General features: G+C 72.2%; 18 protein-coding genes. 5 read left to right on the forward strand and 13 right to left on the reverse strand.

Features of this window, described 5'->3' with window-relative positions:
* Positions 1-13: 13 nt before the first annotated feature.
* From ACFWYW_RS10590 to ACFWYW_RS10615, 6 genes are all read right to left on the reverse strand, one after another.
* Positions 14-709: a B3/4 domain-containing protein gene (locus ACFWYW_RS10590; RefSeq protein ID WP_379619560.1), complete on the reverse strand. Its 696-nt coding sequence runs from the start codon at positions 707-709 to the stop codon at positions 14-16.
* A 75-nt stretch (positions 710-784) separates the two neighbouring features.
* On the reverse strand, positions 785-1,690 hold the full coding sequence (locus tag ACFWYW_RS10595) for a dihydrodipicolinate synthase family protein (RefSeq protein ID WP_379619562.1): 906 nt from the start codon (positions 1,688-1,690) through the stop codon (positions 785-787).
* Complete coding sequence (locus ACFWYW_RS10600; protein WP_379619564.1) at positions 1,687-2,703, reverse strand: oligopeptide/dipeptide ABC transporter ATP-binding protein; 1,017 nt, start codon at positions 2,701-2,703, stop codon at positions 1,687-1,689. The genes ACFWYW_RS10595 and ACFWYW_RS10600 overlap by 4 nt, the downstream gene beginning before the upstream one ends.
* A complete protein-coding gene (locus ACFWYW_RS10605; RefSeq protein WP_379619566.1) occupies positions 2,696-4,648 on the reverse strand; it encodes a dipeptide/oligopeptide/nickel ABC transporter permease/ATP-binding protein in 1,953 nt (650 codons plus the stop codon). The genes ACFWYW_RS10600 and ACFWYW_RS10605 overlap by 8 nt, the downstream gene beginning before the upstream one ends.
* On the reverse strand, positions 4,645-5,604 hold the full coding sequence (locus ACFWYW_RS10610; protein ID WP_379619568.1) for an ABC transporter permease: 960 nt from the start codon (positions 5,602-5,604) through the stop codon (positions 4,645-4,647). Before ACFWYW_RS10610 ends, ACFWYW_RS10605 begins: the two co-directional genes overlap by 4 nt.
* On the reverse strand, positions 5,601-7,199 hold the full coding sequence (locus ACFWYW_RS10615) for an ABC transporter substrate-binding protein (protein WP_379619570.1): 1,599 nt from the start codon (positions 7,197-7,199) through the stop codon (positions 5,601-5,603). Before ACFWYW_RS10615 ends, ACFWYW_RS10610 begins: the two co-directional genes overlap by 4 nt.
* Before the next feature lie 164 nt (positions 7,200-7,363).
* Here ACFWYW_RS10615 and ACFWYW_RS10620 point away from each other — a divergent pair, with 164 nt between their 5' ends.
* Positions 7,364-8,068 carry a FadR/GntR family transcriptional regulator gene (locus ACFWYW_RS10620; protein WP_379632762.1) on the forward strand — a complete coding sequence of 235 codons (705 nt, stop codon included), beginning with the start codon at positions 7,364-7,366 and terminating at the stop codon, positions 8,066-8,068.
* Here the strand turns inward: ACFWYW_RS10620 and ACFWYW_RS10625 are convergent.
* A complete protein-coding gene (locus ACFWYW_RS10625) occupies positions 8,059-9,237 on the reverse strand; it encodes an esterase-like activity of phytase family protein (protein ID WP_379619574.1) in 1,179 nt (392 codons plus the stop codon). The genes ACFWYW_RS10620 and ACFWYW_RS10625 overlap by 10 nt on opposite strands.
* A 159-nt stretch (positions 9,238-9,396) precedes the next feature.
* Here ACFWYW_RS10625 and ACFWYW_RS10630 point away from each other — a divergent pair, with 159 nt between their 5' ends.
* On the forward strand, positions 9,397-10,770 hold the full coding sequence (locus tag ACFWYW_RS10630) for a glycoside hydrolase family 16 protein (RefSeq protein ID WP_379619576.1): 1,374 nt from the start codon (positions 9,397-9,399) through the stop codon (positions 10,768-10,770).
* Here ACFWYW_RS10630 and ACFWYW_RS10635 read toward each other — a convergent pair.
* From ACFWYW_RS10635 to ACFWYW_RS10650, 4 genes are all read right to left on the reverse strand, one after another.
* Complete coding sequence (locus ACFWYW_RS10635; protein WP_379619578.1) at positions 10,763-13,288, reverse strand: M48 family metalloprotease; 2,526 nt, start codon at positions 13,286-13,288, stop codon at positions 10,763-10,765. The genes ACFWYW_RS10630 and ACFWYW_RS10635 overlap by 8 nt on opposite strands.
* Positions 13,285-13,746: a hypothetical protein gene (locus ACFWYW_RS10640; RefSeq protein WP_379619580.1), complete on the reverse strand. Its 462-nt coding sequence runs from the start codon at positions 13,744-13,746 to the stop codon at positions 13,285-13,287. The genes ACFWYW_RS10635 and ACFWYW_RS10640 overlap by 4 nt, the downstream gene beginning before the upstream one ends.
* Before the next feature lie 235 nt (positions 13,747-13,981).
* Positions 13,982-16,450: a PEP/pyruvate-binding domain-containing protein gene (locus ACFWYW_RS10645; protein WP_379619582.1), complete on the reverse strand. Its 2,469-nt coding sequence runs from the start codon at positions 16,448-16,450 to the stop codon at positions 13,982-13,984.
* On the reverse strand, positions 16,447-17,160 hold the full coding sequence (locus ACFWYW_RS10650; protein WP_379619584.1) for a TetR/AcrR family transcriptional regulator: 714 nt from the start codon (positions 17,158-17,160) through the stop codon (positions 16,447-16,449). The genes ACFWYW_RS10645 and ACFWYW_RS10650 overlap by 4 nt, the downstream gene beginning before the upstream one ends.
* Positions 17,161-17,272: 112 nt before the next feature.
* Between ACFWYW_RS10650 and ACFWYW_RS10655 the strand changes: the two genes are divergently transcribed.
* Positions 17,273-17,818 (forward strand): hypothetical protein, encoded by a 546-nt coding sequence (locus ACFWYW_RS10655; RefSeq protein ID WP_379619586.1) that lies wholly within the window; start codon positions 17,273-17,275, stop codon positions 17,816-17,818.
* Positions 17,819-17,868: 50 nt separating this feature from the next.
* On the opposite strand, the gene ACFWYW_RS10660 is transcribed toward ACFWYW_RS10655, so the two are convergent.
* On the reverse strand, positions 17,869-18,372 hold the full coding sequence (locus ACFWYW_RS10660) for a DinB family protein (protein WP_379619588.1): 504 nt from the start codon (positions 18,370-18,372) through the stop codon (positions 17,869-17,871).
* Positions 18,369-19,157 (reverse strand): 1-aminocyclopropane-1-carboxylate deaminase/D-cysteine desulfhydrase, encoded by a 789-nt coding sequence (locus tag ACFWYW_RS10665; protein ID WP_379619590.1) that lies wholly within the window; start codon positions 19,155-19,157, stop codon positions 18,369-18,371. The genes ACFWYW_RS10660 and ACFWYW_RS10665 overlap by 4 nt, the downstream gene beginning before the upstream one ends.
* 43 nt (positions 19,158-19,200) lie before the next feature.
* Here ACFWYW_RS10665 and galK point away from each other — a divergent pair, with 43 nt between their 5' ends.
* Positions 19,201-20,313, forward strand: coding sequence for a galactokinase (galK, locus tag ACFWYW_RS10670; protein ID WP_379619592.1), 1,113 nt, complete (start codon positions 19,201-19,203; stop codon positions 20,311-20,313).
* Positions 20,314-20,498: 185 nt separating this feature from the next.
* The gene (locus ACFWYW_RS10675) at positions 20,499-21,632 is read left to right on the forward strand and encodes a nitric oxide synthase oxygenase (protein WP_379619594.1); all 1,134 of its coding nucleotides are present in this window, start codon (positions 20,499-20,501) and stop codon (positions 21,630-21,632) included.
* Positions 21,633-21,650 lie beyond the last annotated feature (18 nt).

The following is a 21,650-nucleotide window of genomic DNA, read 5'->3' on the forward strand; positions in this document are numbered from 1 at the left end:
CTCCGGGGGTGGGTCAGGTGAGGGGGAAGCGGGGGTGGGTCGCGGTGAGGGTGGCCGAGGTGGGGGTGGTGTGCCAGATGGCCGTCAGCTCGTCGGACACCGTCTGGGCGAGCTTGGTGACGTCCGTGGCCGCCGTGGCGTGCAGCGCCTCCGCCACGATCAGCACCGACGACGTCCCGGCCCGCACCGCCGAATACCCGCTCTGCCGGTTCGTCCACCGCCGCGCGTGCGCCCGCCCGGCCGCGTCTGCGAAGACGACCTCGCCGGGCTCAGGGTTCTCCACCTCACGGGAGAACGTCTCGTAGGTCTCGTCTCCGGCGGCGTGCCGCACGGTCAGGTCGCCCGTCACCCGCGCGAGGTCGATGGCGGCCACCGGCACCGCGAAGGCCAGCGAGATCGCGTTGCACAGGTCGATCAGCGGGTGGATGCGGGGTAGCTCGCCCTCCTTCCTGAAGCGCCGCAGCAACGCCTCCGACGCGCACCGGTACTGGGTGGGCTTGAGGCCCATCGCGGCGAACGTCCGCCGCCAGGCCTGGATCTCCGGCAGGTCGGACTCGGTACGGCCGGCCAGCCGTTCGGCGGCGATCGCGCTGAACCTGGCCACCTGCGCGCCGACCTCGGCCGTGGCGGTGACGCCGTCCGCGCGGACGACGCCGGCGGCCAGGCCGGGGTGGGCCGACCACATGGCGGCGGAGTGCTGGAAGTACATGGCCCACCAGCCTGCCGCGATTCCCGCCCGATCGGCAAGACCAATGACGGCCGCGCGGGCCGTACCATCACGAGGTCACATCAGGCCCGCGGCGGCGAGGAGTTTGCCGATACGGCCGGTCTCGTCGGCGTTGAGCGGGGTCTGGGGCGGGGCGGTGGTGGGGTGGTCGATGATGCCGCGCAGGCACAACGCGGCCTTGAAGGCGCCGAGCCCGGCCGAGCTGCCGCCCATGCGCGAACCGCCGACGCGCACGATCTGGAAGAGGCGCACCAGCCGCTCCTGCTCCTCCCTGGCCGCGGCCGCGTCGCCGCGCGCCGCGGCGGCGGTCAGGCGGACGTAGCCGTGCGGGTCGACGTTCCCCAGCCCGGGTACGACGCCGTCGGCCCCCATGGCCAGGGCGGAGTCCACGGTGATCTCCGAACCGGTCAGCACGCTGAAGCCCGCGGGCCGGCCGAGGATGACCTGGCGCATGGCGCCGTCGTCGCCGCTGGAGTCCTTGAGCCCGGCGAGCGCGCCGTCGGCGGCCAGGTCGAGCAGCAGGTCGGCGGTGAGCTTGGTGTGGACGGACACAGGCAGGTCGTAGGCGTAGACGGGCAGGCCGGCCCGCTCGGCGAGGATACGGAAGTGGGTGCGGATCTCGGCGGGGTGGGTGCGGGTGTAGAAGGGCGCGGTGGCGACGAGGGCGTCGGCTCCGGCGGCGCGGGCGGCACGGGCGTGTTCCAGGACCCGCGGCGTGGTCATGTCGATCACCCCGGCCAGCACCGGCACCCGCCCGCCCACGTGGCCCACGACCGTCTCCAGCACGAGCGCGCGCTGGGCGTCGGTCAGGTAGGCCACCTCCGAGGAGGAGCCGAGCACGAACAACCCGTCCACGCCCCCGTCCAGCAGATGGTCGATCAGCCGGACGAGCGAGGCGGCGTCCACCTCGTGCTCCGGCGTCATCGGGGTACACACCGGCGGAATCACACCGGTCAACATCATGCGCGCTCCTGGATCAGGTCGAGGTCTGTCGCCCCCGCGGTCACGGGGTGGTGGCAGTGGAAGAGATGACCGCCCTCATGCAGTACGGCCGGCATCTCCGCGGCACAGGCGTCGTCGGCCCGCCAGCACCGGGTGCGGAACGGGCAGCCGCTCGGCGGCCTGGTCGCCGACGGCACCGCGCCGACCAGCGGGATCGGGTTGATCGGCGAGATGAGCCCCGGGGTGGCCGAGAACAGCGCCCGCGTGTACGGGTGCCGCGCCCCGCCGGGCACGCCGGCGGCGGGAGCCTGCTCGACGATCCTGCCGAGGTACATGGTGACCACCCGGTCGCTCATCCGCCGCACGGTCTGAATGTCATGCGAAACGAACACGAGCGCCAGACCCAGCCGGGCCTTGAGGTCGAGCAGCAGGTTGAGTATCTGGGCGCGTACCGACACGTCGAGCGCGCTGGTCGGCTCGTCGGCGACGACGAGGCCGGGCTCCAGCGCGAGCGCCCTGGCCACGGCGACCCGCTGCCGCTGCCCGCCGGACAGCTGGCCGGGCAGCGCGTCGGCGGCGCTCTGCGGCAGGCCGACGAGGTCGAGCAGCTCGCGTACGCGCTCGTCGCGCTGGCGCGGGGTGCCACGGCGGTGCACGTTGAGCGGGTCGCGCAGCACCTGGGCGACGGGCAGGCGGCGGTTGAGCGCGGTGGACGGGTCCTGGAAGATCATGCCGACGCCGGTGCCGATCAGCTCGCGGCGTTCCGGCTCCTTCGTGGCCCACAGGTCGCGGCCCTGGACGCGTACGGTCCCCTCGGTGGGCCGCTGCAACCCGACCAGCACCCTGGCCAGCGTGGACTTGCCGCACCCCGACTCGCCCACGACGCCGACGGTCTCGCCGGGCGCGACGGCCAGGTCGGCGGCGGTCAGCGCGTAGACGCGGTCGCGGGAGAACAACCCGCCGGAGCGCGCCTTGTGCACGACGTGGACGCCCGAAACCTCGGCTACCGGAACGGAGACGGCGGGTTCAGACATGCTCTTCTCCTCGGACTCCCGCCGGCGTGAGCGCGGGGTGGTGGCAGGCCACGGCGTGCGCGTGCGCGTCGCCCTCCAGCGACGGCCGCGAGGTGTGGCAGACCGCACTGGCCATCGGGCAGCGGTCGGCGAAGCGGCACCCGGCGGGGAAGCCGGCCGGCGAGGGAACCACGCCGGGGATCTGGGTGAGCCGTTCGGCCCCCGACTCCAGTGACAGCACCGATCCGAGCAGGCCGCGGGCATAATGGTGCGCGGGCGCCCCGACCAGCGTGGCCGTGGCGCCGGTCTCGACAATCTGCCCGCCGTACATGACGACCACGCGGTCGGTGACGTCGGCGACCAGCGCGAGGTCGTGCGAGACGAGCACGAGCGCGAACCCGAGCTCCTCCCGCAGCCGCAGCAGCAGCTCGATGACCTGCGCCTGCACGGTGACGTCGAGCGCGGTGGTGGGCTCGTCGGCGACGATCAGCTTGGGCTCGCGCGAGAGCGCCATGGCGATGAGCACCCGCTGCCGCTGCCCGCCCGACAGCTCGTGCGGGTAGGCGGAGAGTGTGCGGGCGGCGTCGAGCCCGACCAGGGCCAGCAGGTCGGCGGGCGTGCGCCGGCCGCCGCGCCGGGTGAGCTGTTTGAGCTGGGCGCGGATGGTCATGGCGGGGTTCAGGGAGGAGAGCGCGTCCTGGTAGATCATCGCCATCTCGTGGCCGAGCAGCCGCCTGCGGGCGCGGCGCGGCAGGGCGATCAGTTCGCGCTGGTCGAAGCGGATGTGCCCGCGGACCCTGGCCTCGCGCGGCGGCAGGCCCATGATGGTCAGCGCGGTCAGCGACTTGCCGCAGCCGGACTCGCCGACCAGGCCGAGCACCTCGCCGGGCCGTACGTCGAAGGAGATGCCGTCGACGATGTCCACGCCGCCGTGCCGGTGCTCGAAGCCGATCGCGAGGTTCTCCACGGCGAGGATCGGCGGCCCCGTGGGCAGCGGGCGGGCGCGCTCGGCCAGGCGGCGCGCCGCCTCCTCCAGGCCGGGCAGCTCGGTGACCTGGCCGGAGCCGGGCACGGCCCGCTCGAAGGCGTCCTCGTCGCGGGCGGGCGGCGCGGTGCGGGCGGCGGGCGCGGCCCAGGCGTCGGAGATGCCCTCGGACAAGATGTTGAGCGCGAGCACCGTGAGCAGGATCAGCAGGCCGGGGAAGACCGTGGCCCACCAGCCGCCGAGCAGCACCATGTTCTTGCCGTCGGCGATGACGCTGCCCCAGGAGGGGTCCGGCGGGCGTACCCCGGCGCCGATGAAGGACAGCGACGCCTCGAACACGATCGCGTCAGCGACCATCACCGTGCAGAAGACCAGCACGGGCGCGGCGGTGTTCACCGCGACATGCCTGATCACGATGTACGGCGTGCGCGCCCCGATGACCCGTTCCGCGGCGACGTAGTCCTCCCCGTACTGGGCCAGCACGTTGGCGCGCACGACGCGGGCCACGGACGGCATGTACAGGAAGGCCATGGCCATGACGAGCACCGGGACGCTGCCGCCGAAGACGGCCACGAGCACGGCGGCGAGCGCGATGCCGGGGAAGGCCATGACCACGTCGAGCAGGCGCATCAGCGTCTCGTCGACGGCCTTGCGGGAGGTGGCGGCGATCGCGCCCACGACCGCACCGGCCAGCAGGGCCAGTCCGGTGGCGCCGAGGCCGATGAGCAGGGAGAAGCGCGCGCCGTACAGGAGCCTCGAAAGGATGTCGCGGTTGGCGCTGTCGAGCCCCATCCAGTGCGCGGCCGACGGGCCGCCGCCGGCGGCCTCCTGGAAGTACGGCGAGTGCGGCGCCAGCAGCGGCGCGAACAACGCGGCGAGCACGACCAGCGCGATCATCACGACGGCCGCCCACGACAGCGGTGGCAGGCGGCGGAAGGCGATGCCCGGCCGGGCCAGCCGATCGGCGAGTCCTCGTCTCATGCGGCGCTCCTGAGGCGGGGGTTGACCAGCAGGTACAGGATGTCGACGAGCAGGTTGACCAGCATGAACCCGACCGCGATGGTCAGCACCACACCCTGCACCACGGCGGGGTCGCCGTCGCGCACCGCGTTGATCATGAGCTGGCCCATGCCGGGCAGGCCGTAGATCTGCTCGATCACGACCGCGCCGCCGATGAGGTAGCCGATGCGCAGGCCGAGCACGGTCAGCGGGTTGATGAGGGCGTTGCGCAGCACGTTGCGGCCGACCACGACGACCGGCGGCAGGCCGCTGCCGATGGCGGTGCGGACGTAGTCGCGGTCGAGTTCCTCGACCATCGAGGTGCGTACGATGCGGATGAGCTGGGCGGCGACGGGCAGCGACAGCGACAGGGCGGGCAGCGTCATCGAGCGCAGCCAGCCGGCGGTGGAGTCGGCGGGGTTGATGTAGCCGCCGGTCGGGAACAGCCCCTCCCCCACGGCCAGCCATTGGATCATCAGCAGCGCCAGCCAGAACGCCGGAGCGGCCACGCCGACCAGCGACACCAGCCGGATCACCTGGTCGGGCCAGCGGTCGCGGAACAGCGCCGCGGTGACGCCGAACACCAGCGCCAGCACGGTCGCGACGGCCAGCCCGAGCAGGGTGAGCTGGAGCGTCAGCGGCAGCGCGGTGAGCACCGACTCCAGCACCGGCTTCTTCGTGAGCACGCTGGTGCCCATGTCGCCGGTGGCCAGCTCGCCGACGAAGCGCAGGTAGCGCACCGGCAGCGGGTCGAGCAGGCCGTTCTCCAGCTGGAACTGGCGGATCTGCTCGGCGGTCGGGTTGGCGCCCTGGAAGTAGGCGTACTCGGGCTTGCTGGAGGAGAAGCGCATCACGATGAAGACGAACGCGATGACGCCGAGCAGCAGCGGGACGAGGATCAGGACGCGGCGGACCAGCATCCGGGCGACGAGGATCATGTCCTTTTGGCCTGCAGGAGGTTGATACCGGGGTAGGCCTGGGCGCGGATGCCCGACAGTTTCTTCGCGTCCCAGGCCGTCATCAGCTCGGTGTGGACGACCGGGTAGAGGACGGCCTGCTCAGCGATCACATCCAGATATTTCTGGACCAGGGCGGTCTTCTGGGCCTTGTCCGGCTCGCGGGTGGCCTCGTCCATCATGCGGAACAGGGCCTTGGCGTCCTTGCTCGCCTCCCAGTGGGAGTACTTCATCCACAGGCCGTCGGGCACATAGTTGTAGTGCAGGATCAGGTCGGCGTCCATGCCGAACTGGTTGGGGTTGGAGGCCGCCGCGACCACCTGGTAGTCCTGCATCTGGTCCATCTTGGCGAACAGCGCCGCGGTGTCCTGCGGCTCCAGCGTGGTCTTGACGCCGATCGCCTCCCAGGAGGCGGCGATCGTGGGCAGGCAGTCGGCCAGCCAGCTCACGTTGACCGCCATGAGGTTGACCGTCAGGTTGGTGACGCCCGCCTCCTTGAGCAGCGCCCTGGCCTTGTCCGGGTCGTGGTCGTAGACGACCGCCGCGCGCTTGTGGTCGGGGTGGCCCTCGTTGAGGAACGAGCTGGAGGGCGTGCCGTGGCCCTTGAGCGCCACGTCGATCATCTTCTCGCGGTCGATGGCGTAGTGGAGCGCCTGCCGTACGCGCACGTCGTCGAAGGGTTTGGCGGCGGTGTTGAACATGAGGAACAGGTGGTTCATGCCCTTGCCGCCCTCGACGTTCAGGCCCTGCTGCTTGAGCCGGTCGATGTTGGCGTAGGGGATGTTGTCGGCGATCTGGGCCTCGGCGCCGCCGCCGGAGATCTTGGCCACGCGGGCGGCGGCGTCCACGATGGTCAGCCAGTTCATGCGCTTGGCGGTGGCCGGGCGCGGGCCGTTGTAGCCGGCGAAGGCCTCGAAGGCGGTGTTGGACTTGGGGTTGTGCGCGGTCATCTTGTACGGCCCGGAGCCGACCGCCTTGCCGCCCTTGGCCGCGTCCCAGCCACCGGCGGCGCCGAACACGTGCTTGGGCATGATCTTGGCGATGGTCAGGCGCGGCGCCGCGTCCGGGAAGGGGAAGTTGAAGACCAGCTCGACGCTGCGTTCGCCGGTCTTCTTGACCTCCTTCAGCCAGGCCTTGAAGAAGTTGCCGACCAGCACGTTGGCCGCCGGGTCCAGGACCCGCTCGAAGGTGAAGACCACGTCGTCGGCGGTCACGGGCTGCCCGTCGTGCCACGTGGCGCCTTCGCGGAGGGTGAAGGTCCAGCTCGTCGCGTTGAGGTCCGCCGGCAGCGCCGTCGCCAGCGCGGGGTACGGCTCGCGCGTGATCGGATCGGTGTCGAGCAGGCCTTCGTAGATGTGGGTGATGCCGGCCATGGCGAAGGCCGACGCCGTCTGGGTGGGGTCCCAGCTCTGGTCGTTGCCGTAGCCGATGACGGCGGTGATGAGGTCCTTGTCCGATCCGGCGCCGACGGAGCCGGTCGAGGCGGGGCCGCCGCTGCAGGCAGCGACGGTGGCGACGACGAACGCCGAGGCGCTGGTGTAGCGCAGGAAGTCGCGGCGGCTGAACTCAGGGCTCACGGATGCCTCCTGGGGGATACGCTGGCCGGAAATGGCCAGGGGTAGAACGTGGGACATCCCATGTCCTATCTTGTGCGTAACGTGGACGCTAAGCCGGGAGACAGCTTGCGGTCAACGGATGGTTTCCGGAATGTTACGCAGTGATCGCCAAGAAGGGGCTCTACATGCGTTCACGACCCAGCCGTGCCGTCGAGGCCCAGGAGGCCGTCAAGGAGATCATTCTCGGGCGCGGCCTGGCCGCTGGGGATCCCCTGCCCACCGAGTCGGAGCTCATGGAGGAGCTCGGCATCAGCCGCAACTCGGTCAGGGAGGCGCTCAAGGCGCTCCAGGCCGTCGGGATCGTGGACATCCGCCACGGCTTCGGCATGTTCGTCGGCCGGATGTCGCTGGCCGGCCTCGTGGACGAGCTGACCTTCCACAGCCGCATCACCCTGCAGGACGGCCGCAGCCACATCGCCCACCTCGTCGAGATCCGCGAGATGCTGGAGACCGGCCTCGTCCAGAAGCTCATCGACCTGGGCCCGGAGGCCGACCTGTCGGCCGCCGCCGAGGTCATGGCCAGGATGGAGGACGAGGCCGAGCGCGGCGGGGTCTCCCCCGAGATCGACCGGCTCTTCCACGACGTGCTCTACCGCCCGCTGGGCAACCCCCTGGTCAGTCAGCTGCTCGGCGCGTTCTGGGACGTCTACCACCAGCTACGCGACCAGATCGGCGCCCCGGACGAGCCGCCCGCCGACGTCGCCCGCCGTCACCGCGACATCTACGCCGCGGTGACGGCCGGTGACAAGAGCGCCGCGATCGCCGCCGTCCGCGCCCACTTCGAGGGGGTACGCAACCGGGTGGCCCGGCTGGGCGTTCCTCAGAGGTAGACGCGGGGGTCGGCGCGCAGCCCGCGCGTCAGCCGTACTTTGATGAACTCGTTGTCGTCGGGCGCGCCCGCGGTGCGGCCGGAGGAGAACGGGAAGTTGTTGTCGTTGAGGATGCCCAGCGTGCGGTCGTCGAGGATGATGACGTCCTCGATGGTCTGGAACGGGAAGGTGAAGGTGGCGCCGCCCGGGGCCGCGAGGTCGAGCAGGTCGGCCACCTGGGTCTTGTCGAGGGCGCCGTCGCGGTCCCTGTCGCGGGTGTCGGCCAGGTAGACGCGTTTGAAGCGGGCCTCGGCCCCCTGGAGGTTGTCCCGCTCGATGATCAGGAAGCGGTGGCGGTCCACGGCGATGGCGTCGCCGATCGCGTGCGAGGGGTCCTCCAGGCGGTAGGTCCAGCGGCGCTCGCCGTAGGAGCGCTTACGCAGGTCGAACTCGTACATGCGCAGCGTGCCCGCGGGGTCGCCGGTCACGGTCCCCTCCAGCAGCGGGTACAGGCGGCGCCCGTCCACGGATCTGGCCATGCCCTCGAAGCCCTTGCTGCGGCCGAGGTTCGGCTGCTCGCCGTTGAGGCCGGGGTTCTCCGGGGCCTTCACGCCGGGCAGCGGGACCGGCGCGTCGAGCAGCTCACCGCGCGCGTTGGCGTGCAGCAGGAACGGGCCGAACTCGTCGCCGAACCAGTAGGTGCCGTCGAGCGAGCGCACGATCGACTCGACGTCGAAGTCGGCGCCGGTCAGCTTGCGGTCGGGGCGGGTGAGCGGGAAGGGCACGAGCTTACGCGGGTCGGACAGGTTGAAGCCGCCGCGCAGGCTCAGCTTCTTCGCCCGGAAGTCGGGGCGTACGTGGTGCACGCGCAGCAGGAAGTCGGCGCTGTTGGCCTGGGCGCCGAAGCCGTTGTCGGACAGGACGTCGTAGCCTCCGTCGTGGCGGCGGGCGATGCCGCTGAATCCCTGCACGGGCTGACCGGGGAAGGGCGGGGTGAGCCCGTTGACGGGAGCCGTGCCCAGCTGCGCGCCGGACCGCTCGCTGCCCGGCACGTACGTCTGCGCGGGCAACGACGCGAACCCGGCCAGGGCGGCCCTGCCGAAACCGCGCTCGGGGGTGGCGGTGGCCGGGACCGCGGCAGTCCCGAAGGCCAGCGCGCCGGCGCACATCACGATGGCGAAACGTCTCATGGCGCGCACCCTAGGCCGGTCAGGTGACGGGACGTCGAACAACATGCGAACCGCCCAGACGCGAGAGCGCTCTCATCCAGGTTGACACGGCGCTAACCGTATGTTTCTTTCAGGTGTGAGAGCGCTCTCTGCACCATTCACCCCCCGCTAGGAGCAGTGATGCCGCGCCGCCGTCTCGCCGTCGCCGCCGCCGCCTTGTCGGCCGCCTTCTCCCTCGTCCTGTACGCCGCTCTCGCCGCCTCGGCCGCCGTGCCGCCCCCGCCCTCCGGGTGGTCGCTGGTCTGGGCCGACGACTTCAACGGCCCCGCCGGATCGTTACCGGACTCCGGCAACTGGATCATCGACACCGGCCACTCCTACCCGGGCGGCCCCGCCAACTGGGGCACCGGCGAGATCCAGAACTACACCTCCAGCCCCTCCAACCTCAGCCTCGACGGAACCGGCAACCTGCGCATCACCCCGCACGGCGCCAACCGCGACTGGACCTCCGCCCGCATCGAGACCCGCCGCTCCGACTTCAAGCCCGCCGACGGCCGCGTGCTGCGCATCGAGGGCAGGATCCAGATGCCCAACGTGACCGGGCAGGCCGCGCTCGGCTACTGGCCGGCGTTCTGGGCGCTCGGCTCGCCGTACCGGGGGAACTACTGGAACTGGCCGGGCATCGGCGAGTTCGACATCATGGAGAACGTCAACGGCATCAACTCGGTGTGGGCCGTGCTCCACTGCGGCGTCGCGCCCGGCGGGCCGTGCAACGAGTTCAGCGGCCTCGGCGCCAGCCGCGCCTGCCCCGGCGCCTCCTGCCAGTCGGCCTTCCACACCTACCGGTTCGAGTGGGACCGCAGCGTCTCGCCCAACCAGTTGCGCTGGTACGTGGACGGCCAGCAGTTCCACTCGGTCAGCCAGTCGCAGTTCGACGCCGCGACCTGGAACAACATGACCGGTCACGCCGGCTACTTCATCCTGCTGAACGTGGCCATGGGCGGCGCCTTCCCCGACGGCGTGGCCGGATTCTCCACCCCCACCGCCGCGACCGTCTCGGGCCGGCCGATGGTCGTCGACTACGTGGCCGTCTGGCAGAGCGGCACCACCGGCCCCACCCCCACCGATCCGCCGGGTGACGTCGACGCCCGCTCCACCATCCAGGCCGAGCGCCACCAGGCCCAGTCGGGCACCATCGTCGAGACGACCACCGACACCGGCGGCGGCCAGAACGTCGGCGCGATCACCAACGGCGACTGGCTGCGCTTCGACAACGTCCGCTTCGGTGGCACCGCCGCCACCCAGTTCCGCGCCCGGGTGGCCTCCGGGGCCGCGGGCGGGGTGAGCGGGCTCGTCCAGGTCCGCCTCGGCAGCCCGACCGCGCCGCCGATCGGCGACTTCGCGCTGGCGAACACCGGCGGATGGCAGAGCTGGCGCACCGTACCCGCCAACATCGCACCGGTGACCGGCACCCACACGGTCTACCTGACCTTCAGCAGCGGCCAACCGGCCGACTTCGTCAACGTCAACTGGTTCACCTTCTCCACTAACTGACCCGCACGCAGTACGCGTTGAGCGGGGTGGTGAAGTCCCGCAAACGGTACTGGGCGGCACGGGCGTCGGCGTAGCCGACCTGCCCGAGCGTCACCAGGAAAGGGCTCCGGCCGGCGCCGAGCCTGACGAAGGCGGTCGCCCACGCGGTGTAGTAACCGTCTCCGATGTTCGGCGCCAGCGAGGCGTTCGCCATCGCCGCGCACGCCTCGCGGTCGGTGACCGTGCCGGGCGGGCCCGGCGAGACGGCGTTCCCCGCGATGACGAAGCTGCTGCTCTGCCGGAGGTCGACGAAGCCGTACTGCAGCAGCCAGTTCGGCGCCGTCCCGGCGATCCACAGCGCCGACGCCCCCAGGGCGCCGGCCGCCAGCGTACGGCGCAGCCACGCACGCGCCGGGCGCACCAGGGGCCGGACGGGAGCCGGGGACGTCAACGCCACGAGGGCGCGCACCGCGCTCACCGCACCCGCTCCCAGCAGGCTCACCGGCACCCCGAAGCCGAGCACGCCCATGCACAGCGCGGCGAACTGGGACAGGAGGTCCGCGGCCACGCACTGCCCGGTGGCACACGTCCTGGCCAGCGGCTCCCAGACGATCGCCACCGAACAGCCCAGCCCTCCGGCGACCGCGGCCAGGACGGCATGCGAAGGACCCAGCCCGCGGCCGGTGAACGCCGACACCACGACCGCGATCAGCGTCTGCAGCAGCCCCAGGACGACGACGATCGCGGCGGCCACGGCCATCATGTCGCCGAGGGAGTCGGTACGCACACCCGGGCCGAACCCGGCGATCAGCGACAGCAGAATCGGCTCCGTCGTGGCCAGTTCCGCGGCCACGACCAGCGACGTCAGGACCGCGGCGGGGGCGAGCGCCACGAGCGGCCTGACCCGGGCGGCCGGCAGGGCGTACTCCCGCGGCGAGTCCAGGTACAGCCGCCGCCCCCGCGCTCGCGAGGTGTACAGCAGCCAGGAGCCCAGCGGATACAGCGCGGCCAGGAGCAGGACGGTCAGCTTCCCGGCATCGAACACCGACATCAGGATCGCCCAGACGGCCGTGCCGGGCGCGCGCGTCTCGATGCCGATGGCGGCGGACATGACCCAGGCGCCGAAGAAGGGCCCGAACAGCAACGTGGCCGGCACCAGGGCGCCCAGATAGACGGGCGACAGCGTGCGCGACCTCGCCACGGGCAGCCACGCGCCGGCGCACGCCGACAGCCAGCGCACGTACGTCACGCACAGCGCGAGCAGGAAGACCGCCATGACGGCGGCGGCCACGGGCGCGGCGGCGATGGACTCCGCCCAGGACAGGCGCATCCGGCTCGGCGCGCCCAGCAGGCCCAGGACGATTCCCGCCGCCAGCGCCACCCCCGCCGCGACGCCCCTGGGCGCGGGCCGGCCGGCCGCCATGGCCGCGAGCGTCGCACGGAACGCCCCGGCCAGCAGGATCGCCGCCACCGGCAGCCCCGCGAGCAAGGCGCTCGCCAGGTACGCCAGCCGATCCAGGTTGCTCAGCCACAGGCTGACGAACTCCATCAGGTGCGGCAGCACCAGCCCGGCCGCGATCCCGGCGCCCAGCGCCTCGCCCGGCATCCACCGCAGCAACCGCCCCGGCTGCCGGACCACCTCGGCCCGGTCGGCCGCGCGCGGATGCAGCCGCAGCAGCCTGACCAGGCTGCCCTTCACATCGCCCCAGGAGCTGACCGGGGCGCCGCCGGACATCGCCGCCCGCACGTCCGCGTAGTGCTCGCGGGCGCGCAGCACCGACGCCGCCAGCAGGACGACCAGGACGACGCCGACCAGGGTCCTGATCGACAGGGGCGCCAGCCGTACCGGATCGAAGATCGCGGTGTGGACCAGCAGCGGCGCGCCGACCAGCACCGCGAAGACCCACACGGCCGACAGCGTGAGGTTGGTCAGGTCCACGTCGCGGTTGCGGAGGTGGGCGAGCTCGTGCAGGACGATCGCCTTCAGCTCGCTCCGGTCGCCGCGCCGCCTGGCCTCGTGGAGCGTTCCGATGTTGAGGCGGAGGTAGTAGCGCGGGTAGCGGCCGAACGCGCGCCCGCCCGGCGTGCCGCGGTTGGCGTCGAGAAGCACCTCGGGCGTACGGCGCAGCCCCTCCTCTGCCGCCAGCCCCGCGACCAGGCCCGACAGCTCCTCTCCCGCGGGCACCAGATGCTGGCGAGCGATCGTCAGCCGGGGCCTGACCAGGTACAGGACCAGGATCGCGACGGCCACCGCGAGCATGGCGCCCAGCGCGACCGCGGCCCGCTCCAGGCCGACCGCGCGCAGGCAGCCGAGGTAGCCGGCGGCCAGCGCCCGCGCGTCCCGGGTGCCGGCTCGGGCGGCTGCGTCGGCGGCGAGGTCGCAGGGCGCGTAGGCCGCGCTCCACTGCGAGGCGCCGCCCGCGACCAGGTCGAAGGAGGAGGCCGCGGCCGCGAGCACGATCGTGACCAGCAGAACGAAGCGGGAGGTGGTCGCCGCCGGTAACAGGAACGGGTTGCCGGGACGCTCCCCGCCGCTCACTGGGGAGGGGTCCAGTCTCGGCGGCGCCAGCGGTCCACGGCGCGTTCGGCGATGGCCTCCGCGTGGTCGCGGCCGGCGGCCTCCAGATCCTTGGCGATGCGCCGCCTGGCCTGGTCGCCGGATTCGCCCAGATCGGGCACCGGCGCGTCAGGGCCGCCCGCCCCGCGGCGCTCGCGGCGGCGCCGCAGCCTGGACCTGCCGTCGCGCACGCCGGCGACCACCATCTCGGTCATGAGGCCGCCGACGACGGCCCACAGCAGGTTGGTGAGGGTGGGGTCGCCCAGGTCGATGCCGGAGGCACCGGGCTCGTCGCGGGCCCTGCGCGCGCGGCGGGCGGCTCCGGGGGCGGCGAAGTACACGCCGGTCATCAGGTCGAAGTCGGGGAGTTCCTGGGGGGCGAACTCGGCCACCAGCGCGCGTACGAGCGCACGGCGATCACCGTCACTGTCCGTCGTCACGCCCGCACTGTAGATCGGCCCGCGGCCCGGGGTGAAGCATTGACGGGGAGGAGACAACCGGTGCCACGCAACCGGTCAGCAATCGAGGCGCGTATCCGTCGTCGCATGAGGCGGCCGGCGCCCGGTCGAGGGCCAGCTTGGCGCGCCGGTAGACGACGCACCGTGCCTCCCATTCCATCTCGTCGGTCATGACCGCCATCGTGGCCACAAGAGGTGATCGTTCGCACGCGTCTTGTCATCCGTTGAGGACTTCCACAGTCCCCCGTTCCCCGTCGACGCGGACGCGGTCGCCGTCGTGGATGCGCGCGGTGGCGTTGCCGGTGCCGACGACGGCCGGAATGCCGAGCTCGCGGGCGACGATCGAGGCGTGGGAGAGCGGCGCGCCCATGTCGGTGACGACGGCGGCGGCGCGCGGGAACATGGGCGTCCAGCCGATGTTGGTCAGCGTCGTCACCAGGATCTCCCCCGCCTTCAGCCGCTCGCCCTCCTCGGGACCCGACAGCACGCGGGCCACGCCCTCGACGACGCCGGGCGCGCCGGGGAAGCCGGACACCGTGTCCGCCGGGGGCGCCTGGCCGCCGCGGGCGTCGTAGAGGTCGACGCGCCGGTCGGGCGAGGCGGCCCAGCGGACCGGGTCGAAGGGGCCGACGATCAGCATGGGGTAGATCGGCAGGGCGGCGTACCTCCGGTAGGTGGCGCGCCGTACCGGGATCGAGGCCAGTGGGGTGCGCCCGCCGCGCAGCACGTCGAGGATCTCGTCGATCTCCAGGGAGAAGATGTCGTCGCCGAGGCCGGTCAGCTCCCCCGCCCGCAGCACGAACGCGCGCATCGCCCAGAAGACCCGCATGTTCTCCGACCGGGTGTCCTCCCGGTCTCTGACGATCGCGTTCCACCTGTCCACCCGCGCGCGCATCGCCGCGCCCCTGCGCGGGTAGCGGTGGTCGAAGCGGGCCCAGGCCGCCGCGCGCGCCTCTTCCTGCCGGGTGAGCAGGTCGCGGGCGGCACCGGAGGCGACCTCGGCGAGCCGCCTGTCGATCCAGCCGGGGTCCTCGCCGGGCCTGGGCACGCTCACCTCGAACTCGTGGGCGCCGCGATGCCCGTAGACGGCGGCGAACTCCGCCCGGTCGATCTCGCCCCTGGCCAGCTTGTCCAGGCCGATGATCGGGCCCATGCTGGCCAGCTCGCCGCCGGCGTTGGCACCGGTGAGCATGGCCTCGGCGTCGCTGTCGCCGACCATCTTGCGCAGCTTGTCGCGGGTCATGACGAGCGCGGCGCCGCCCTGGCGTCCGGCCGCCTCCAGCATCTGGCAGGTCTCCACGACGTACGGCCGCAGCGCCTCCTCCCAGAAGGCGGCCAGCTCCGCGCTCTCGGAGATCAGCCCGGCGCCCTCGCGCAACTCCTCACAACGCGACCGGGCGGTGGCGAGGAAGGGCCGCAGCCGCTTCACGTTGGCGGCGACCCGGCGGCGCACCCTGATCGCCATCGGCAGCAGGGCCTTGATCAGCTGCCACCGGGAGGCGGGCAGCAGCGGCACGTCGAGACCCGGCGGAATCCTGCCGAAGACCTGCTCGATCGCGCCGAGTCTGCTGCTCATGCCGAACGCCTTGGCGGCGGAGATGGCGATGCTGAGGTTCAGGTAGAAGCGCCCGCCGATGTTGCCGACCAGACGGTAGCCGGGGATCGCCGACGCGGACATGGCCTCGCGGATGAACAGCCGCACCAGCGACCAGGTGACCGGGGTCATCACGTCGGGGATGGCCTCGCCGAGGTTGCCGCTGGTCCACAGGTATTGGCCGGTGAGGCTGTCGTTCCACTCCTCCACCTCCTCGGCCAGGCCGGTGATCGGGCGGGCCTGGACGACGAAGAACTCCTCGCCGCGCCTGGCCCACTCGACGTCCATGGGCGTGCCGTACAGCCGCTGGATCTTCTCGCCCAGCGCGGCGAGGCGCAGGACCTGCTCGTCGGAGAGCACGCGCTGGGAGCGGCGCGCGGCAGGGACCTCCCGCTCGCGGGTGCCTCCGGGCTCGCGCACGGTCATGACGGCCTTGTCGGCCACGGTGTACGAGCGCACGCGCCCGCCGGCGACCACGGCGTTGTCGGGCGTCACCTGGCCGCCGACGACGGCTTCGCCGAGTCCCCAGGCCGCGTTGATCACGCTGTGCCCGCGCGCGCCGGTGACGGGGTCGGCGGTGAACATGACCCCGGCGGCGTCGGCGTCGACCAGTTCCTGGACGACCACGGCGAGCGCCACGTCGTCGTGCGGGACGTGGTTGCGCTCGCGGTAGGCGACGGCCCGCGGGTTCCAGAGCGAGGCCCAGCAGCGGCGGACGGCGTCGAGCAGGTCCACGCAGTGGACGTTCAGGTAGCTGTCCTGCTGGCCGGCGAAGGACATCCCGGGCAGGTCCTCGGCGGTCGCCGACGAGCGCACCGCCACCGCCGCCGCGCCGTCGCCGAGCTTGGCGTAGGCGGCGAGGATCTCGGCGGCCAGGTCCGGCGGGATCTCGTGCGCGGCGAACAGCTCCCGCGCGCCGGGAGCGCCGAGCCGCTCGCGGAAGGGCGCGGTGAACGCGCGGTAGGCGTCGGTGGTGATGTGGAAGCCCGGCGGGACCGGCAGCCCGGCGCGGCTCAGCCGGGTCAGCGACGCGCCCTTCCCGCCCGCGACGGCGAGATCGGCGGCCGCGTCGTCGAGAGGGAGAACGTTCATGGCAGTTGCCCTTCGAGAGCGGTCTCAAGCTTGTGCCCGGCCATGCCCGCGGCCCGCGCGACGTAGGCGCGGACGGCTTCCGCGACGGCGCGGGCCTCGCGCGGCGACGGTTCGCGCCCCGCTCCGAGCGCGCGGTGCGCGGTGTCGGCCAGCAGTTCGGCCAGCCGTTCCGCGGGCACGCGGTAGGGCTCCGGCGTGAGCCGCGTGGCGGTCAGGAACCCGAAGACGACCGAGGCGAGCACGCTCACGTGCTCGGCGTCGGTGAGGTCGGGGCGGATCGCGCCGTGTTTCCTGAGCGCGCCGAGCAGCCGGTTCAGCGCCTCGACCTGGCCGGGGTCGTGGGGACGGGCGCCCTTCATCGTGGTCAGCTTGCCGAGAACGTCGGTGTCGGCCAGCAGCACGGCGCGCATGAGCGGCCGGCGCATGATCTCGGCGGCCACCACCCCGACCAGCTCGCGCAGGGTGCCCGGATCGGCCCGCCGTACCTCCTCCAGGGTGGCGACGCGCTCGCGGCGCAGCAGCGCGGCGAACAGCAGCTCGCGCGTCTTCCAGTGCAGGTAGATCGTGCCCTTGGCGACGCCGGCGGCGCGCGCGACGTCCGCGATGGTGGTCTTGTCGTAGCCCCAGCGCAGGATCAGCTCGGCGGCGGCGTCGAGCACGCGGTGGGCGCGCTCCCGCTGCCGCGCGGGATCGGCGGGCGGCCTGGCCATGCGCGTTCTCCATTCTATGACCAGATAAGCGTAATCGGTCAGAAAATTCAGCACAAGGGACGTTCCCGGATCTTCAGCCCCCGAGCCCGCGCCGCGCCGTACGGTAGATCCCATGGCCAAGGCCTTCTGGATCGATCAGGACTTCGACAGGGACCGCCACGGGCGCTACGCCGCGCACGTGGAGAAGAACCTGCCGGAGTTCGAATGGGGCGACATCGCTCCGGTGCGCTTCGCCTGTGCCGCCTGGAGGCTGGCCACGCCGCCGTCGCTCGACCCCGGCTACGTCCGCTGGGACCGGCGCGTGCTCGACGCCACCTGCGCGCGCAACACCTGGGACGGCACGCTGATCGCCCGCGTCCGGATCGTCTCGCCGCTGCCCGAGCCGCTCACCCGCTCGCGCGCCTGGTGGCGCGACCGCGGCTGGCAGGGCTGGCAGGAGCTGTTCGGCCAGTACGTCGAGCCGACCCAGCAGGACTTCGCCAGAAGCCCGTTCCTGCGCGCGACGCTCCTGGTGGAGGCGCCGGTGCCGCTGGCCGGGCTGCCGCCGGAGCCGGAGGGGCCGCACGAGCGCGTCGAGGAGAGCGCCCAGCGGGCCGTCGCGGTACTGGTGCGCGAGCTCAACGAACTCGTCTCCCCGATCCTCGACCAGCTCGGCTAGCCGGGCGGCGCGCCGGACTCGGCCGGGCGCTCGAAGGCGTGCGCCGAGCGCTAGTCGCCCTTGGTGCCGTCGATCAGTTCGCGGATGATGTCGAGGTGGCCGTTGTGGCGTGCGGTCTCCTCGGTCATGTGGCCGATCACCCAGCGCAGCGTGACGTGCCGGTCGCCGTCGATCGTGCCGTGGGACATGGTGTCCAGGCCGATCCCGGCGATCTTCCGGCGGACCCGCTCGCACTGCTCCTCGTACTCGGCCAGCAGCCTCGCGATCGGCACCCGCAGGGCGACGGTGAACTCGGCGTCCGGGTCGTCCTGGGTGTAGGGGCCGAGGTCGGTGCCGCCGAGGAACATCACCTCGAACCAGTAGTGCTCGTTCCAGCGCAGGTGGTTGACGATTCCGGCGGGCGTCATCAGCGGCGAGGCCGGCAGCGGGGCCTTCGTGGCGGCCTCGTCGTCGAGTCCGGCGCATTTGTGCACGACGGTGGCGCGGGCGTAGTCGTGGAAGGTGTCGAGCGTGGTCCGCTCGTCCCACGTGCCGGGGGTGTCGCTTCGTGTCATCGCTCCAGGATGCCCGAGGTGACAAGGGCGACGATCCGGGTGCCGGGGGCGAAGGCGCCCTGCCGTACCAGATCGAGGGCGCCGTAGAGCATTTTGGCGACGTAGATCTTCTCCACGCCGTGGTGGGCGGCGAAGGCGTCGAGTTCGGGGGTGGTCTTGGCGTAGCCGCCGAAGTGGTAGCCGGTCTCCAGGCGCCAGTTGGGCCAGATGCGGCCGTAGGCCTCGTGCTGCAGGCGCTCCACCTCGCCGGCCAGGAAGCCGCCGCCCTTCAGGACCGGGAAGCCGATCGCCCGCCGCCCCTCGGGCAGCCCGGCGGAGATGCCGGCCAGCGTGCCGCCGGTGCCGACCGCGCAGCAGATCACGTCGTACGGCTCGCCGATCTCGCCCGGCAGCTCCGCGCAGCCGCGTACCGCCGCCGCGTTGCTGCCGCCCTCGGGCAGGATGGCCACCTCGCCCCACCGCTCCCGCAGCATCTCCTGTACGGCCGGCGTGTGCTTGAGCCGATAGGTGGCCCGGTCGAGATAGCCGAGGCGCATGCCGCACGCGACGGCGTGGGCGAGGCACGGGTTGAGCGGCAGGTGCTCCTCGCCGCGGATGATCCCGATCGTCTCGATGCCGCGCTCGCGCCCCGCGGCGGCGACGGCGCGGATGTGGTTGGAGTAGGCGCCGCCGAAGGTGAGGATGCGCGGGTGGCCGAGGTTGTACTTCAGCTTGCGCGGTTTGTTGTCGTCGGCCTTCAGCATGACCCGTACCGAGCCCAGCGACGGATCTGCCAGCGTCCGCATGGCGCTAGTCTACGGACGGGCCGTTGTTGAGGAGTGTTCGATTATGCGGGTTACTGAAGCTTTCCGTGCGGCGTTCGGCGCCGATCCCCTGACCGTCTGGCACGCGCCCGGCCGGGTCAACCTGATCGGCGAGCACACCGACTACAACGACGGCTTCGTCCTGCCCTTCGCGGTGCCGTGGGGCGTGACGGCCGCGGTCAGCCCGCGCGCGGACGGCGTCGTGCGCCTCCTGTCGCTGCAGGCCGAGGGCGGCCCGGTCACCCGCGAGCGGCTCGACGACACCCGGGGCTGGGAGCGGTACGCCGCCGGGGTGCTGGCCATCCTCGGCGACCGGGTGCGCGGCGCCGACATCGCGGTTGACGGCGACGTGCCGCAGGGCGCGGGGCTCAGCTCCAGCGCGGCGCTGGAGGTCTCGGTCGGCTCCGCGGTCAACGAGGTGTACGACCTGGGCCTGACCCCCATGGAGATCGCCCTGATCGGCCAGAAGGCGGAGAACGACTTCGTCGGCATGCCCTGCGGGATCATGGACCAGGCGGCGTCGGCGCTGTCGAAGGAGGGCCACGCGCTCTTCCTCGACTGCCGCTCGCTGGCCTCCCGCAACGTTCCGCTCGACCTGGCCGCCGACGGCCTGGAGATCCTCATCATCGACACCCGCGCCCACCACGAGCTGGCCGACGGCGAGTACGCCAAGCGCCGCGCGGAGTGCGAGTCGGCCGCGCGCACGCTGGGCGTGCCCGCGCTGCGCGACGTCATCGACCTGGCGGACGCGCTGGGCAGGCTCTCGGGCAACGAGCGCAAGCGGACCATGCACGTCGTGACCGAGAACCACCGGGTCGAGGCGCTCATCGGGCTTTTGCGGGCGGGCAAGGCGGCCGAGATCGGCGCGCTGCTCAACGCCTCCCACCTGTCGCTGCGCGACCAGTTCGAGGTGACCGTGCCCGAGCTGGACGTGGCGGCGGAGGCCGCGGTGCGGGGCGGTGCCCGGGGCGCCCGCATGACCGGCGGCGGCTTCGGCGGCTCGGTGATCGCCCTGACCGCCACCGAGCGCGTCGAAGCGGTTCAGCGTACGGTCACCGCCGCGTACGCGGAAAAGGGCTGGCAGGAGCCCCGCTACCTGCGCGCCACCCCAGCACAGGGCGCCCGCAAGCTCGCCTGAACATCACTCTATGTAGCCATAAGATCACTGAGTTTTCGATTTTGTGGGACAAATCCCCGCCTGTCGGTAAAGGATGTGAACTGCTGCGGAAACGGGGCGGCGTGGAGAGGGCGCCGCCACGAGGACGTCAGGCCGGCCCGGAACCGGCCAGGCGATCCGTGTTGCGGAATGCGTTGGTTCACTGCGTGCGTACCTGGATCAGGTCCCTGCGTCCCTTCGATGCCGTCTCCATCCACACGATCATCGAGCGAACGGTCGACCTCCGCGAGGCGGAGCGCTTCATCAGGCTTTTCCACGCCGAGAACCCCGGCGCCGGCGACCTGCTGCCCCGCCTGCGCCAGGTGGCCACCGACGTGGCCCGCCACGGCACCTACACCCACACCCCCGAGGAGCTCCAGTTCGGCGCCAGGGTCGCCTGGCGCAACAACGACCGCTGCATCGGCCGCCTCTACTGGCGATCGCTCAAGGTCCGCGACCGGCGCACGATCTCCAGTGCCGAGGGCGTGGCCCTGGAATGCGTCGAGCACCTGCGCCAGGCGACCGGCGACGGCAGGATCCGGCCCACGATCACGGTGTTCGCCCCCGACGCGCCCGCCCGCCCCGGTCCGCGCATCCTCAACGAGCAGCTCATCCGGTACGCCGGCCACCGCGCCCGCGACGGCTCGGTGATCGGCGACCCGCGTGCCGCCGGGCTGACGGCGCTGGCCCGCGAACTGGGCTGGCGGGGCGGCCTGGGGCGCTTCGACGTGCTGCCGCTGGTCATCCAGCCGGGGTTCGGGGAGCCGCTGTTATGCCATCTGCCCGGGGACGCGGTGCTGGAGGTGCCGATCGAGCATCCGGAGTACCGGTGGTTCGCGGATCTGGGGCTGCGGTGGCACGCCGTACCGGCCATCTCGAACATGTGCCTGGAGATCGGCGGGATCTGCTACCCGTGCGCGCCCTTCAACGGCTGGTACATGGGCGCGGAGATCGGCGCGCGCAACCTCGCCGACGCCGCCCGCTACGACCAGCTTCCCGTGGTGGCCGAGCGCCTCGGTCTCGACACCTCGACCGAGCGCTCACTGTGGCGTGACCACGCGCTGGTGGAGCTGAACGTGGCGGTGCTGCACTCCTTCGACCGGGCGGGGGTGACGATGACCGACCACCACACCGAATCGCGCCGCTTCCTCACCCATCTGGAGCGCGAGGAGAAGGCCGGGCGGGTCTGCCCGGCGGACTGGTCGTGGATCGTCCCGCCGATCTCGGGGGCGGCCACGCCGGTCTTCCACCGCTACTACGACCAGTCCACGCTCACCCCCGCCTACGTCCCGCGCCATTGAGCGGGGTCCTTGCGCGCG

This window comes from Nonomuraea sp. NPDC059023, from assembly GCF_042740095.1.
In the GTDB taxonomy this organism is placed as follows: domain Bacteria; phylum Actinomycetota; class Actinomycetes; order Streptosporangiales; family Streptosporangiaceae; genus Nonomuraea.

Excerpts from the sequence above, each read along its gene's own strand:
- ACFWYW_RS10590 (WP_379619560.1), bottom strand. The coding sequence starts at position 709 with ATGTACTTCCAGCACTCCGCCGCCATGTGGTCGGCCCACCCCGGCCTG.
- ACFWYW_RS10595 (WP_379619562.1), bottom strand. The coding sequence starts at position 1,690 with ATGATGTTGACCGGTGTGATTCCGCCGGTGTGTACCCCGATGACGCCG.
- ACFWYW_RS10600 (WP_379619564.1), bottom strand. The coding sequence starts at position 2,703 with ATGTCTGAACCCGCCGTCTCCGTTCCGGTAGCCGAGGTTTCGGGCGTC.
- ACFWYW_RS10605 (WP_379619566.1), bottom strand. The coding sequence starts at position 4,648 with ATGAGACGAGGACTCGCCGATCGGCTGGCCCGGCCGGGCATCGCCTTC.
- ACFWYW_RS10610 (WP_379619568.1), bottom strand. The coding sequence starts at position 5,604 with ATGATCCTCGTCGCCCGGATGCTGGTCCGCCGCGTCCTGATCCTCGTC.
- ACFWYW_RS10620 (WP_379632762.1), top strand. The coding sequence starts at position 7,364 with ATGCGTTCACGACCCAGCCGTGCCGTCGAGGCCCAGGAGGCCGTCAAG.
- ACFWYW_RS10625 (WP_379619574.1), bottom strand. The coding sequence starts at position 9,237 with ATGAGACGTTTCGCCATCGTGATGTGCGCCGGCGCGCTGGCCTTCGGG.
- ACFWYW_RS10630 (WP_379619576.1), top strand. The coding sequence starts at position 9,397 with ATGCCGCGCCGCCGTCTCGCCGTCGCCGCCGCCGCCTTGTCGGCCGCC.
- ACFWYW_RS10645 (WP_379619582.1), bottom strand. The coding sequence starts at position 16,450 with ATGAACGTTCTCCCTCTCGACGACGCGGCCGCCGATCTCGCCGTCGCG.
- ACFWYW_RS10650 (WP_379619584.1), bottom strand. The coding sequence starts at position 17,160 with ATGGCCAGGCCGCCCGCCGATCCCGCGCGGCAGCGGGAGCGCGCCCAC.
- ACFWYW_RS10655 (WP_379619586.1), top strand. The coding sequence starts at position 17,273 with ATGGCCAAGGCCTTCTGGATCGATCAGGACTTCGACAGGGACCGCCAC.
- ACFWYW_RS10660 (WP_379619588.1), bottom strand. The coding sequence starts at position 18,372 with ATGACACGAAGCGACACCCCCGGCACGTGGGACGAGCGGACCACGCTC.
- ACFWYW_RS10665 (WP_379619590.1), bottom strand. The coding sequence starts at position 19,157 with ATGCGGACGCTGGCAGATCCGTCGCTGGGCTCGGTACGGGTCATGCTG.
- galK (WP_379619592.1), top strand. The coding sequence starts at position 19,201 with ATGCGGGTTACTGAAGCTTTCCGTGCGGCGTTCGGCGCCGATCCCCTG.